Raw genomic sequence first — 13,912 nt, 5'->3', positions numbered from 1 at the left:
CCCGCAACTAGTGCAGATGACCATGCCTGACGCCGAACCAAGAGGAGCCCGGAAATGATGGATTGGATCGCTGCCACAGGCGGTCGGCAGGAGGCCGAATACCGGGTGACGTTCGACACCCCCGATGCCCCACGGCTGGCCCTGGATACCAGCGTGATGACGCCCCTCGCCCATCTCGGCATCCTCGACGTGGAGGGTCCCGATGCCGAGACCTTCCTGCAGGGCCAGACCAGCGCCCAGGTCTCGCTGGCCGACGGCGGCCTCGCCCCGCTGACCTGCTTCTGCACGCCCAAGGGGCGGATGCTGGCCAACGCCCAGCTGATGCGCGTCGCCCCGTCGCACTACCGCCTGCTGATGCACGCCAGCCTGGTCGCCTCGCTGGCCGAGCACCTGAAGAAGTTCGCCCCCTTCTACAAGGTCGAACTGCGCGAGCGCGACGACCTGGCGCTGCTGGGACTGATCGGCCGCGAGGCCTCCGCGCTCGCCGAGGTGCGCTTCGATGTCCTGCCGCCCCGGCCCTGGCACCAGGCCGGTGATGATGAACTCCAGGTGCTGGCGCATCCGGGACCCCGACCTCGCCTGCTGGTCTGCCTGCCGGCCGACCGGGCCGAGGGGGCCTGGCAGTGGCTGAAGGCGCACGCCACGCCGGTCGGCAACGCCGTGTGGCGGCTGCACGACATCCAGGCGGGGCTGGCCTGGCTCGAGGCCGACCAGCGCGACACCTACCTGCCGCAGATGATCAACTGGGAGGCGCTGGGCGGCATCAGCTTCAAGAAGGGGTGCTATACCGGCCAGGAAGTGGTCGCCCGCGCGCACTTCCGCGGCCAGGTCAAGAAGCGGATGGTGCGTGCCCAGCTCGACGGCGGGCTGCTGCCGGAGGCCGGCAGCGCCATCGAGGACGCCGACGACCGGCGACTCGGCGAGGTGCTGTGCGCCGAACTGGACGCCTACGGTGAGGCCGAGGTGCTGGCGGTAATGAGCACCCGGGAACCCGCCCTGCCGCTGCGTTGCGCCGGGCAGAAGCTCAAGCTGCTCAAGCTGCCCTACCCCGTCGAGCGCCTGGACCCGGAGAGTCTGGCGGAAAGGACCTAGTCAGCAGCGGAACAGGCGGCGGGCGTTAGCGGTACTGTCCGTCGCTACCTTGTCGGTATCCTGACCTCGCCGCCTGGCTACCGCCCGGCAGACCTCGGCGACCCGTGCCGGCTCGTTGCGCTCGCCTCGATGGCCGGCCAGCGGCATGTCGGGGCTGTCGGTCTCCAGCACATAGCCGTCGTCGGGCAGCGAGGCCACCGCGCGGTGCAGCCGCTTTGCCCGATCGAAGGTAACGGCGCCGCCCAGGCCGACGACGAACCCCAGGTCGAGGAACTTCCTGGCCTGCTCCGGGGAGCCGGCGAAGGCATGGATCAACCCGCCGCCGCGGAGGTCCAACTGGCCAAGGCGCTTGGCCACCTGGTCGTTGGCGTGCACGCAGTGGATCACTACCGGCAGCTCCCGCGCCTTGGCCAGGCGAAGCTGGGCATCGAACAGTCGCCACTGCGCATCCAGGGTCTCGGCAAAGCGCGCATCGATGCCGCACTCGCCCACTGCCACTACCGCCGGATGCGCCTCCAGCGCCTGCGCCAGGGCCTCAAGGTCCTCGTCGCGATGGGTGTCCATGAAATAGGGGTGCAACCCCAGACAGATGCTGACGTCGCCGCGCTCACCCAGCGCCTGCACATTGGGCCAGCGGGCCCGGGTGGTCCCCGGCACGACGAAATGCGCCACACCCTCCGCCCTGGCCCGCTCGACCACCGCCTCGCGGTCGGCGTCGAAGTCGGGAAAGTCGAGGTGGCAGTGGGCATCGATCAGCATGGACACAAGCTACAAGGGGCAAGGGGCAAGGGGCAAGGGGTTCCTTGTGGCTTGCTCCTTGTCGCTTGTGGCTGGCCGAAGGCCGGAGTTTCAGTGCTCCCGGGTGGGCTGGAAGCGGATCTCCGGCCAGCGCTCCTGGGTCATCTGCAGGTTCACGCGCGTGGGGGCGATATAGGTCAGGTAGCCGCCGCCGTCGATGGCCAGGTTGGCGCTGGCCTTGCGCTTGAACTCCTCGAGCTTCTTTGCGTCGTCGCTGTAGATCCAGCGGGCGGTGTTGACGTTCACCCCTTCATAGACACAGTCGACCTTGTACTCCTCCTTGAGGCGATGGGCGACGACGTCGAACTGCAGGGTACCCACGGCACCGAGGATCAGGTCGTTGTTGTCCAGCGGCATGAAGACCTGGGTGGCCCCCTCCTCGGAAAGCTGCTGCAGCCCCTTCTGCAGCGCCTTCATCTTCAGCGGATCCTTGAGGCGCACGCGCTTGAAGAGCTCCGGGGCGAAGTGCGGAATGCCGGTGAAGCGCATGTCCTCCCCCTGGGTGAAGGTATCGCCGATCTGGATGGTACCGTGGTTGTGCAGGCCGATGATGTCCCCGGGCCAAGCCTCCTCCACCTGGGAGCGGTCCGAGGCCATGAAGGTCAGGGCATCGGCGATCTTGACCTCCTTGCCGATGCGCACGTGGCGCATCTTCATGTGCTTCTCGTACTTGCCCGAGCAGACCCGCAGGAAGGCGATGCGGTCGCGGTGGTTGGGATCCATGTTGGCCTGGATCTTGAAGACGAAGCCGGTGAAACGCTCGTCCTCGGCTTCCACCGTGCGGGTATCGGTCTCGCGCGGCTGGGGAGGCGGCGCGTACTCGACGAAGCCGTCCAGCATCTCGCGCACCCCGAAGTTGCCCATGGCGGTCCCGAAGTAGACCGGCGACAACTCGCCGCGCAGGTAGGCCTCGTGGTCGAACTCATGGGAGGCGCCACGCACCAGTTCCACCTCCATGCGCAGCTCCTCGGCCTGCTCCTCGCCGAGCACGGCGTCCACCTCGGGGTTGTCGAGCCCCTCGATGCGCCGGTCATCGGGGATCTGGCTGCCCTGCCCCTGGGTGTAGAGGTGGATCACGTCATTGTGGAGGTGATAGACGCCCTTGAAGTGGCGGCCCATGCCGATCGGCCAGGTCATGGGGGCACACTGGATGTTCAGCACTTCCTCGACCTCGTCCATCACCTCGACGGGGTCGCGGACGTCGCGGTCCATCTTGTTGATGAAGGTGAGGATCGGCGTGGTGCGCAGGCGACACACCTCCATCAGCTTGATGGTCCGGGCCTCGACGCCCTTGGCGCCGTCGATCACCATCAGCGCCGAGTCCACCGCGGTCAGGGTGCGGTAGGTATCCTCGGAGAAGTCCTCGTGGCCGGGCGTGTCGAGCAGGTTGACGATGCGCCCGCCATAGGGGAACTGCATCACCGAGGTGGTCACCGAGATGCCGCGTTCCTGCTCCATCTTCATCCAGTCGGAGGTGGCGTGGCGGTCGTTGCGCTTGCTCTTCACCGAGCCGGCCATCTGGATGGCATTGCCGAACAGCAGCATCTTCTCGGTGATGGTGGTCTTGCCGGCGTCCGGGTGCGAGATGATCGCAAAGGTGCGTCGAAGCCCGACTTCACGGGCCAGGGTGGGGTTTGACATCAATGCGGTGCCTGGTCAGGACTCGAATGGGATCTCGAATAGGCAACCATGATACCGCGACAGCCGGTGGGTCTGCACCCCGCACCAACCGCAGGCACGGTTCAGTGCTCGCCCCCTATCGGGGGCAACGTTCGATGATGCGCAGGGTCTTTTCATCGAGTCCCAGTGTCCCTAAGGGATCCGAGACTCCCGCTTCTCCGAGCCAGCGCAGCTGCAGCCGGTAGGCTTCCCCCTCGAGGATGCCGGGGGTCCGCACATCGGTATCGTCCCGGTTATGGACCTGGAAATGGTGGGTCAGCTCGTGAAGCAGATAACTCCTGTCGACAGGATCGTCACGGTCGAACGCGTTATCGAGATAAATGATCTTCTCGGCAGGGGCGTAGGCGCCCTTGATCAGGGTGGCCAGCGGCTCGGGGAAGTCGGGAAAGCATCGCTGCTGAAGTCGGGACTGGCTCTCGAACAGGATCCCGGGTATCGGGGGTTCCCGGTAAGCCGTCCGTGCCGCCAGCCAGGCACTCATGTTCCTGACCAGGGGCTCAAGGGAAGGGGCTGGCCTTCCCTCCGGGAGTTCAGGCGACCCCGATGACGCGAGAGGAGCCGCCAGCAACAGCATGGCGACAAGCAGCCAGCACGTGTGCCGGCCTCGCCATGACGGCATGACTGCAACGACCGCGAGAGGCCAGCCTGTCGCCAGTACAGCCGCCGTGAACGAACGTAACATCCCCACACTCTGCGGCCCGGAAGGAAAACGCCGGTGTCTGCCCGCCCTGCAGATACCTCGTTGAGACATCACTGCAGTCTAGTTGACCGCAGCAGGCAGGGGAGAAATCCCATGACGCATCGCGAACCGGCCGACCAGGCTCATCGCCTGGCGGCGTGCCTGGCGAAGAGCCCAGCCGTGCCCGCTGGACGACCGCCCCGCGATATCCTCCATCGATGATCCTCAGGGCCGCCTACCAGGGCAGCGACTCGCCGTTGCTGTGCCAGAAGCCGCCACTGGTCGCCAGGGTGAGTGCCGTGATGCGCTCGGCAATCCCTTCGGCGGCCTCCTCCGGGGTGATCAGGCCGCCGAAGTTGACCATGCGCGTCTGCACATAGCCCGGATGCAGCTGGGCCACGGCAATGCCCCGAGGCGCCAGGTCCACCGCCAGCGACTTGCCGAAGGCGTTCAGCGCCGCCTTGGAGGCGCGGTAGCCATAGCGACCGCCGGAGTCGTTGTCGGCGATGGAGCCCATGCGGCTGGTGATGTTGGCGACCTTGGCGCCCTCGCCCAGGCAGGGCAGCAGCACCTCGGTCACCCGCAGCGGGGCATAGGCATTGATTTCCATCTGCGCCCGGATGGCATCGAAATCGAGCGCCCCCAGCGACTCGTCGTGGAGCATCCCGGCATTGTTGATCAGCAGGTCCAGCGGCCGGCCGGCGAGTGCCTCGGCGAGTCGGGCGACGTCCGCTTCCCGGGTGACGTCGATGCCGTCGATGACCCGGCTCGCCACCTCGGCGAGCTCGGCGGAAGCGTGGCGACAGACGCCGATCACCTGCCAGCCCGCCTGGTGATAGTGACGGGCCAGCGCCAGGCCGACGCCGCGGTTGGCGCCGGTGATCAGTACGGTGGAAGCCATGTCATCTCCTCTCGAAGGTCTGGGGGCCGGCCGGGATCAGTCCCACGCCGGGGCGAAGTCCGGATCGGCGATGCGCTCGCCGCGATCCAGGCCCGCGATCGCCTCGAGTTCGTCCTCGCCCAGGCTAAGGTCGAGGGCCGCCAGGTTGCCCGCCAGGTGCTCGCGACGGGTGGACGACGGGATGGTCACCACGCCACGCGACCGGGTCCAGGCCAGAGCCACCTGGGCCGGCGAGACGCCATGGGCCTCGGCGATGCCCTTCAGGGTCTCGTCCTCCAGCACCTTGCCCACGGCGAGCGGCATGTACCCGGTGACGGTCAGGCCGCGCGCCTGGCAGTGCTCCACTACCGCACGGTTCTGCAGGAAGGGATGCACCTCGACCTGATTGGTCAACAGCGCGTCCGGACCGAGGATCTCGAGGGCCCGGTCGACCTGGGCGATGGTGAAGTTGGAGACCCCGATGTGACGCGCCTGGCCGGCCTGCTGTACCTCGCGCAGGGCCGTCAGGTAGTCGGCCATGGGCACGGCGTCGTCCGGCGAGGGCCAGTGGATCAGCAGCAGGTCGACGTAATCGGTGCCGAGTTTCTCCAGGCTCTCCTGGACGCTGGCCTTGAGGGACGCGGGCGCGAGGCGGTCGTGCCAGACCTTGGTGGTGACGAAGAGCGACTCGCGCGACACCTCGCTCTCGGCGATGGCCTCGCCCACGTCCTGCTCGTTGTCGTACATCTGGGCGGTGTCGATGTGGCGGAATCCCAGTGCCAGGGCATCGTGGATCACCCGCTTCAGGGTATCGCCCTTGAGGCGGAAGGTACCGAGGCCGGGATTGGGCAATATCGGGGTGCTCATGGGATCTCCTTCTCGTGCCATGGTGTCGGTGCGACTCCCTCCTAGGTGCGGCGCTCGACGGCCGACTTCAAGGGCCCGCCTGCCCGGGGCCATCCCGGCTGCCGGGCGTGACCTACACTGAAGGCCATCATCGGGGCATAGCGAAGCCCTGCGGCACGGCCACGGGACGGGACATCGGCATGGAACCCAATCACCGCTTCAACGTGATCTACGTGATCATCGCCGTGATGCTCTTCCTGACGTTCCAGAGCGTCTATCGCGACTGGCAGACCACCGAACCCATCCCCTACTCGGAATTCACCCGGCTGCTGGAGGAGGGACGGATCGCCGAGGTGCAGGTCGGCGACGACCGCCTCACCGGCACCTTCACCGCCCCCCTTCCCGACGGCCGCACCGCCTTCACCACCAACCGCGTCCCGCCTGATCTGGCCGACCGGCTGGCGCAGCACGACGTCACCTTCAACGGCCGTCCGGAGAGTCCCTTCCTGACCGTCCTGCTGTCGTGGTTCCTGCCGCTGGTGCTGCTGTTCGCGATCTGGTCCCTGCTGATCCGCCGGATGACCGGTGGCGGCGGGATCGGCGGGATGATGTCCATCGGCAAATCCAAGGCCAAGGTCTACGTGGAGACCGCCACCAAGGTGACCTTCGAGGATGTCGCCGGGGTCGACGAGGCCAAGAACGAACTCCAGGAGGTAGTGGCCTTCCTGCGCGACCCCGAGCGCTACGGCCGGCTCGGCGCCCATATTCCCAAGGGCATCCTGCTGGTCGGCCCGCCGGGTACCGGCAAGACCCTCCTGGCCAGGGCCGTGGCGGGGGAAGCCGGGGTCCCCTTCTTCTCCATCTCCGGCTCGGAGTTCGTCGAGATGTTCGTCGGGGTCGGCGCCGCGCGGGTCCGCGACCTCTTCGAGCAGGCCGGCAAGGCCAAGCCGTGCATCATCTTCATCGACGAGCTGGATGCCCTGGGCCGCGCCAGGGGGCCGGGCATCATGGGCGGCCAGGACGAGAAGGAGCAGACCCTCAACCAGCTGCTCTCCGAGCTCGACGGTTTCGACCCTTCCACGGGCATCGTGCTGCTGGCCGCCACCAACCGGCCGGAGATCCTCGACCCCGCCCTGCTGCGTGCCGGCCGCTTCGACCGCCAGGTACTGGTCGACCGCCCCGAGCGCAAGGGCCGTCGGCAGATCCTCGAGGTGCATATCGGCAAGATCCACTCGCTGGCGGCCGACGTGGACCTGGACCATATCGCCTCGCTGACCCCCGGCTTCACCGGGGCCGATCTTGCCAACCTGGTCAACGAGGCCGCCCTGCTGGCGACCCGCCGGGACAGCGAGGAGGTGGCCATGGAGGACTTCACCAACGCCATCGAGCGCATCGTCGCCGGCCTGGAGAAGAAGAGCCGCCTGCTCAACGACCACGAGCGGTCCGTGGTGGCCCACCACGAGATGGGCCACGCCCTGGTGGCCGCCTCCCTGCCGGGCATGGACCCGGTGCACAAGGTGTCGATCATCCCCCGCGGCGTCGGCGCACTGGGCTACACCATCCAGCGGCCCACCGAGGACCGTTTCCTGCAGACCGTCAGCGACCTGAAATACCGCATGGCCGTACTGATGGGCGGCCGCGCCGCCGAACGGCTGGTCTTCGACGAGGTCTCCACCGGGGCCGCCGACGACCTGGCCAAGGTCACCGAGATCGCGCGTGACATGGCGACCCGCTTCGGGATGGCGGACGAGGCCGGCCAGGTGGTCTACGAGAAGGACCGCCAGGCCTTCCTGGGCGATGTCTACGGCACCAGCCAACGACATGACTACTCCGAGGCCACCGCCCGGGAGATCGACCTCTCGGTCCGCCAGCTGGTGGACGAGGCCTATGCCCTGGCCCGCGAGACCCTCGGCGCGCGCCGCCAGGACCTGCTCCAGGGCGCCGCCCTGCTGCTCGAGCGCGAGACGCTCACCGCCGACGAGTACCCGCCGATGAAGCCATCCCTCCCCGCCGGGAACGCCTCCGACGCCGGTCCATGACGCCGCGGCCGCGCCTCACACCCCGAAGGGATAGGTGTCGGGGATGGCCTCGCGCTGCCAGCTTGATCCCGGTGCCAGCGGCTCGACGGCCGTGGTCTCGTCCAGGTGGTAGAGGGCATCGAACTGCTCGGCCAGGCAGGCGCGAAAATAGTGGCTGCCCCGCTCCGTCTCCGGGCGATAGATCACCCCGATCGCCCGCTCCAGCAGACTCTCCTCGAGCGGCTCGGCCCGCGTCGGCGAGAGAGGCAGGTAGAAGCGGTCGAGCCCGCTGCGATGGAAGAGCCGCTCGACGCTGCCCTCGAGCGACGGGCGTACCCAGCGATGCTCGGCGGGTCCATCCCAGTCGCGGGCGGCCGTGACATGGCCGGTATGCGTGGTGAACCCCACCAGCAGCACCCGCTCGGCACCGAAGCGCTGCCGCGCCAGCTGGCCGACGTTGTGCTGCGCCTGGCGCCAGCCCATCTCGGTGGCACGGGCGTCACCCAGGTGCGAGTTGTGGGCCCACACCACCACCTTGCCCGCTCCCCCCTGACGACGCAGGTGGCCATGCAGTTCGGCGAGGGTCTCGGCCATGTGCTCATCGCGCAGGTTCCAGGTATCCACCCGGGCGCCGAACATGGCCCGATAGTAGGCCTCGGCATTGACCACCACCCGGGCGTTCTGCTCGGCGAAGAACTGCTCGTCGACGGCCCGTCGCCCATCCGCCTTGAGGTACGCTGCGGCCCGCTCCATCAGCCGGACCTGCAGGCCCACGGCCGCCCGCTCGCAGGAGGGGCTCAGGCCGAAGGCCACGTTGCGTCCGTAGTGGAACGGATCGCCGCGATGGTCGAGACAGGCATAGCCCCGGCGAGCGACCTCGGCCTGCTCGGGGTCGACGCGCGCCAGGTAGTCGATCACCGCCTCGGCCGAGCGATGCAGGCTGTAGAGATCCATCCCGTGGAAGCCGGCCTTCTTCGCCAGGGGCTGGCGGGCGTTGTGCTGACGCAGCCAGGCGATGAAGTCGCGCACCTCCTGGTTGCACCACATCCAGTGGGGAAAGCGCTGGAAGTCCTCGAAGGCCCCGTCCAGGGAATCCTCGCTCCCGCCACGCACGTAGCGGTCAAGACGCAGGGCATCGGGCCAGTCGGCCTCCACCAGCACCGCCTGGAAGCCCTTCTCCTCGATCAGCCGCCGACTGATCGCCGCGCGCAGGCGGTAGAACTCGGCCGTGCCGTGGGAGGCCTCGCCGAGCAGCACGAAGGGACGGTCACCGACCCGTTCCAGCAGCGCATCATGGTCGCTGGCACGGCCGTCGAGCCGCAGGGCGCGCTCACGGACACAGGCAAGGGGGGTCGTCATGGCAGGCACCTCCGGGAGAACGCATCGAGCCCTACTCCGGGAGTCTAGTCCGAGCGGCGCCGGACGGCAGGTGTTCCTGTCCGGTACGCCCCAGGCGCACTCGCAGTCGCTCCAGGTAGCTGAGCAGCACCGGGATCACGGCCAGCACCAGCAGGGTCGAGAAGGCCAGGCCGAAGGCGATGGAGACCGCCATGGGGATCAGGAACTGCGCCTGCAGCGAGGTCTCGAAGAGCAGCGGCGTGAGCCCGCCGATGGTGGTCAGCGAGGTGAGCAGCACGGCGCGCACGCGCTGCACCACCGCCTCGTTGAGCGCCGCCTCGATGGCCAGCCCCTGGTGACGCTGGTGGCGGTAGAAGGCCACCAGGATGATGGCGTTGTTGACCACGATGCCCGAGAGGCCGAAGAGCCCGAACAGCGAGAGCATGGTCAGGTTGAGGCCCAGCACCCAGTGCCCCAGCAGGGCGCCGACCAGCGCCAGCGGGATGATCGTCATGACGATCAGCGGCAGGCTCCAGGAGGCGAAGACCCAGGCCAGCACCACGTACATCAGCCCCAGGCCAATCATCAGCCCGGTGCGCATGTCGGCGAAGGTCTCGCGCTGGTCGGCGGCGCGCCCCTCGAAGCTGTAGCGCAGGCGGTGCGTGCTGGCAAGACTCGGCAGCACCTCGGCGGAGACCGCATCGAGCACGCGCTCGGCGGAGGTCGTCTCGGTGTCGAGCTCGGCGGTAACCTCCACCGCCAGGCGGCCATCGGCATGGCGCAGTGCCTCGAAGCCCTGGCGATGGTCCAGGGCCATGACCTGATCCAGCGGCACGAAGCGTCCGTCGGGGACGCGCACGGCGAGACGCGACAGGGTCGAGAGCCGCTCGCGCTGCGCCCGGGGCAGCAGCACCCGCACCTCGATCTCGTCGGCGCCGTCCTGGTAGATCTGCACCAGCCGGCCATCGAAGGCATCCCTGAGCTGCCGGCCGAGATCGGCGGTGGTCAGCCCCAGGGCCTCGCCCTGGGCGTTGACCCGGTAGATCAGCTGCTCACGCCCCCAGGGCATGTCGTCCTCGGTATCGAGCACGCCGGGCAGCTCGCGCAGCGAACGGGAGAGCGACTCGGCGGCGGCCTTGAGGGCACCGGCCTCCTCGCCGGTCAGACGGATGTTGACGTCCTTGCCCGGCGGGCCCGCGGCGCGCTCGTTGATGGTCAGGTTCTCCAGCCCCGCCGGATCGGCGAGGCGCGAGCGCCAGGCGCGGATGAACTCGGCATTGCGCACCTCGCGGTCGTCCGAGGGGGTCAGCTCCACCATCATCGAGCCTACGTTGTCGCCGCTGCGCGCCTGCATGCCGCTGGCGAGCGTCGCTCCGTGGCGGGTCACGGCGTGCTGGACCAGGTTGCCCCCCAGGGCCTGCTCGGTCTCCTCCAGCGCCGCCTGCATGCGGGCCAGCAGCTCATCGACGCGCTCGCTGTCGGTCCCCGCCACGAAGCTGGCATTGGCATAGAGCACGTTGGGCTCGGGCGTGGGAAAGAAGTTGAACTCCAGACGCCCGCCGGCCAGCAGGCCCAGGGTGAAGAGCACCACCGCCGCGGCCGAGGCCAGGGTGGCGCCGCGGTGGCGCAGGGTCAGCGCCGAGAAGCGCCGAAAGGGTCCCTCGCGGAAGCGGTCGAAGGCCGCCTCGAAGCGCTCCCGAGGCCGCGACAGCGGGTGGCGCCGACGCGTCTGGCCCGGCACGAAGGCGTTGCGCAGGTGGGCCGGCAGCACCACGAAGCACTCCAGCAGCGAGGCGATCAGCACGCAGATCATGATCACCGGGATGTCGCCGAGGATGTTACCGATCACGCCACCCACCAGCAGCAGCGGCATGAAGGCGGCCACCGTGGTCAGCGACGAGGCCAGCACCGGCCAGAACATGCGCCTGGCCGCCCCCTCGGAGGCGTGACGGGCAGGCTCGCCCATGCGGAAGTGGGCGTCGGCGTCCTCGCCCACCACGATGGCGTCATCGACGATCACCCCCAGGGCCATGATCAACGCGAACAGCGACATCATGTTGATCGACCCGCCGATCCCCCAGAACACTGCCATGGCCGCCATGAAGGCCGTGGGGATGCCGATGGCCACCCACAGGGCTACCCGGGCGGGCAGGAAGAAGTAGAGCAACAGCAGGACCAGCACCAGGCCACCGAGACCGTTGCTGATCAGCAACCCGATACGGTCGGCGATCAGCTGCCAGGTCTCGTCGTGGACTTCGAGCGCCACGGTGGGCGGCAGCTGGGGACGGGTCTCCGCCAGCCAGTTCGCCAGCACGTCGGCGGCGGCCAGGGAATTGCCGTCTTCGCTTCGCTGCAGCATCAGTTCCACCGCCGGATGGCCACCACGGCTCAGGGTCACCTGCTGCTCGCGGGACTCCTGGCGAATGGTGGCGATGTCGCCCAGCCTCAGCTGCACCCGCTCGCCGCTGAGCACCGGCAGGTCGGCGAAGGCACGCTCGTCTCGACGCTGCTCAACGGCACGCAGCTCGCGTGTGCTGTCCTGCTGGCCGAGCAGTCCGGCCGGCAGGTCCCGGGACATGCCCTCGACCCGCTCGGCTATTTCCGCGAGACTCAGCTGCAGCCCCTGGAGCCGCTCCGCGGGCACCTCGATGCTGATCTGCTGCTCGGGCAGGCCGCTGATCTCCACCCGATCGATGCCCCGCTGCAATAGCTGGTCCTCGTAGCGATTGGCCAGGTGACGCAGCTCCTCGTGGCTCACCTCGCCATGCACCAGCAGTCGGGCCACCGGCTCGTAGCGGGCGGCCCGGGCGACCCGCGGCTCCTCGGCGTCGGCCGGCAGGTTGGTGAACTCGTCGACCTGCTGACGGACGTCATCCAGGGCCAGGATCGGGTCGCTGCCCTCCGTGAACTCCAGGGTGATGCTGGAAACCCCCTGGGCCGAGGTGGAGGTCATCCGCGAGAGGCCGTCGATGCTGCGCAGGCGCTGCTCGAGGGGCACGGTGATGCCCTGCTCGATGTCTTCCGCCGAGGCGCCGCTCCATACCGTGCGCACGCTGACCACATCCAGGGCGAAGGAGGGGAAGAACTGGATGTTCATGCGTGACAGGCCCAGCACCCCGCCGAGCAGCATCACCAGCATGACCAGGTTGGCGGCGACCCGGTGGTGGACGAAGAAGCCGATCAGCCCGCGCCGTCGGCTCATGGCCGGCCCTCGTCGCCGGCGTCAGCGGTCTCGACCCGCAGGCCCTGGATGGCATTGGGCAGGTGGGTGGTGATCACCCGGTCGCCCTCGCCGAGCGAGTCGCCGCTGACCAGCGCCCAGCGCTCACCGTCGTCGCGGACCACCTCACCGTGACGGGTCACCGCCAGGCGCCGCATCCGGCCCTCGTCGTCCATCAGGTAGAGGGCATCGTTGCCATACAGGGCGCTGTCGGGGACGGGCAGGCTGTCGGGCACCGCGGGCCTCGCCAGCGACACGGCCAGCAGGCTGCCGGGACGCAACCCTGCCCCGCCAGCCGCGAGGCGGAAGATCGCCTCGGTGCCCGCGGGGTCGCTCTCCCCGGCCAGCCCGACCAGCGCGAAGCGGGCACCGCCCTCGCCGGTGGCCTCGAGCCGCAGGCCCTCGTCCAGGGCGTGAAGCAGCTCGGCCTGGTGGCGCCGCGGGATGCGCGCCCGCAGCTCCAGCCCCTCCTCGGGGTAGACGCTGAGCAGCTCGCCGCGGGCGGCCACCTGGTCGCCCGGGGCCACCCGGATGCGCGTGACGATGCCGTCGAAGGGCGCCTCGACGCGGCTGCGCTCGGCATCGCGGCGTGCCGCGGCCAGGGCGGCCGAGGCGCGCGCCAGGCCGGCCTCCAGGCCCTCGAGGCGGGCGGGGTGCTCGGCGATGGCGCGCTCTCGGGCCGCCACCGTCACCCGGGCCCGGGCCAGCTCGTTGCGGGCCGCATCCAGGTCGGACTGCGAGGCGAGGTTGCGCCCCACCAGGGAGCGAGTGCGCTCCAGCTGGCGACGGGCGGTGTCGAGCAGCTCTCGCTCGCGCTCCAGGGTCGCGAGGTCGCTGTCATGGCGCACCCGCTCGCTCGAAAGCTGGGCCCGGCGATCGGCCACCTCGGCCTCGGCCTGCACCAGCGGGGGGCGCACGTCGGCCTCGTCCAGGGCGACCAGCAGCTCACCACGGGCGACCCGCTGACCCTCGCGAACCGGTCGCTCGGCGATCCGCCCGGCCAGCGGCGCGGTGACGGTGAGCATCTCGGGGGCCGTCACCTCGCCATAGAGCGGCAGGGCCGGCGCATGGCGGCCGGGCGCGGCCACCAGGGTCTCGACCCGCCAGCTGCGCTCCTCCGGAGTGACGCTGGCGCTCTCCGGGCGGGTGGCCCGCAGCCACAGGAAGGCCGCCACACCGAGGGCCAGGATCAGCAGGGGAAGCAGGCGTCTGAGCATCGGGCAGGGGTCCACCGGTCATATCAACAGGCCCCAATATACCGCCATCGACAGGCGATTGTCGGCGCCCGAGGCCGACGGGCGACACTGTGCCTCAGGGGGCACGCCCGGGCACGGCGTCGCCCGGATCGGGTATCATCGGGC

At 69.1% G+C, this 13,912-nt stretch carries 10 protein-coding genes; 2 read left to right on the top strand and 8 right to left on the bottom strand.

Going from position 1 to position 13,912, the window contains the following annotated elements; translation table 11 throughout:
* Positions 1–54: 54 nt before the first annotated feature.
* Positions 55–1,092, top strand: coding sequence for a CAF17-like 4Fe-4S cluster assembly/insertion protein YgfZ (gene ygfZ / locus QLQ86_RS06830; RefSeq protein WP_282816333.1), 1,038 nt, complete (start codon positions 55–57; stop codon positions 1,090–1,092).
* Here the strand turns inward: ygfZ and QLQ86_RS06825 are convergent, their stop codons facing one another.
* The 5 genes from QLQ86_RS06825 to dkgB all read right to left on the bottom strand — a co-directional run bounded on the left by QLQ86_RS06825 (position 1,093) and on the right by dkgB (position 5,996).
* On the bottom strand, positions 1,093–1,851 hold the full coding sequence (locus QLQ86_RS06825; RefSeq protein WP_282816332.1) for a TatD family hydrolase: 759 nt from the start codon (positions 1,849–1,851) through the stop codon (positions 1,093–1,095).
* A gap of 90 nt (positions 1,852–1,941) precedes the next feature.
* A complete protein-coding gene (locus QLQ86_RS06820) occupies positions 1,942–3,531 on the bottom strand; it encodes a peptide chain release factor 3 (RefSeq protein WP_282816331.1) in 1,590 nt (529 codons plus the stop codon).
* Positions 3,532–3,646: 115 nt separating this feature from the next.
* The gene (locus QLQ86_RS06815) at positions 3,647–4,189 is read right to left on the bottom strand and encodes a DUF6647 family protein (protein ID WP_407650060.1); all 543 of its coding nucleotides are present in this window, start codon (positions 4,187–4,189) and stop codon (positions 3,647–3,649) included.
* 295 nt (positions 4,190–4,484) lie between these two features.
* Positions 4,485–5,150 (bottom strand): SDR family oxidoreductase, encoded by a 666-nt coding sequence (locus QLQ86_RS06810; RefSeq protein ID WP_282816329.1) that lies wholly within the window; start codon positions 5,148–5,150, stop codon positions 4,485–4,487.
* 36 nt (positions 5,151–5,186) lie between these two features.
* Entirely contained in the window at positions 5,187–5,996 is an 810-nt protein-coding gene (gene dkgB, locus QLQ86_RS06805; RefSeq protein ID WP_282816328.1) for a 2,5-didehydrogluconate reductase DkgB, read from the bottom strand.
* 179 nt (positions 5,997–6,175) lie between these two features.
* Here dkgB and ftsH point away from each other — a divergent pair, with 179 nt between their 5' ends.
* Positions 6,176–8,014: an ATP-dependent zinc metalloprotease FtsH gene (gene ftsH / locus QLQ86_RS06800; protein WP_282816327.1), complete on the top strand. Its 1,839-nt coding sequence runs from the start codon at positions 6,176–6,178 to the stop codon at positions 8,012–8,014.
* 15 nt (positions 8,015–8,029) lie between these two features.
* On the opposite strand, the gene QLQ86_RS06795 is transcribed toward ftsH, so the two are convergent.
* Genes QLQ86_RS06795 through QLQ86_RS06785 form a run of 3 tightly spaced genes read right to left on the bottom strand, consistent with a single transcriptional unit; the run spans position 8,030 to position 13,768 of the window.
* The gene (locus QLQ86_RS06795; RefSeq protein ID WP_282816326.1) at positions 8,030–9,352 is read right to left on the bottom strand and encodes an erythromycin esterase family protein; all 1,323 of its coding nucleotides are present in this window, start codon (positions 9,350–9,352) and stop codon (positions 8,030–8,032) included.
* Positions 9,353–9,383: 31 nt separating this feature from the next.
* Positions 9,384–12,533, bottom strand: coding sequence for an efflux RND transporter permease subunit (locus tag QLQ86_RS06790; RefSeq protein WP_282816325.1), 3,150 nt, complete (start codon positions 12,531–12,533; stop codon positions 9,384–9,386).
* The gene (locus QLQ86_RS06785; RefSeq protein WP_282816324.1) at positions 12,530–13,768 is read right to left on the bottom strand and encodes an efflux RND transporter periplasmic adaptor subunit; all 1,239 of its coding nucleotides are present in this window, start codon (positions 13,766–13,768) and stop codon (positions 12,530–12,532) included. Before QLQ86_RS06785 ends, QLQ86_RS06790 begins: the two co-directional genes overlap by 4 nt.
* Between the last annotated feature and the right edge of the window lie 144 nt (positions 13,769–13,912).

This window comes from Halomonas rhizosphaerae (assembly GCF_030012485.1).
GTDB classification, from domain to species: Bacteria; Pseudomonadota; Gammaproteobacteria; order Pseudomonadales; family Halomonadaceae; genus Halomonas; species Halomonas rhizosphaerae.
Note: the sequence above shows the minus strand (reverse complement) of the source record. Positions and strands in the feature narration are given on the sequence as shown.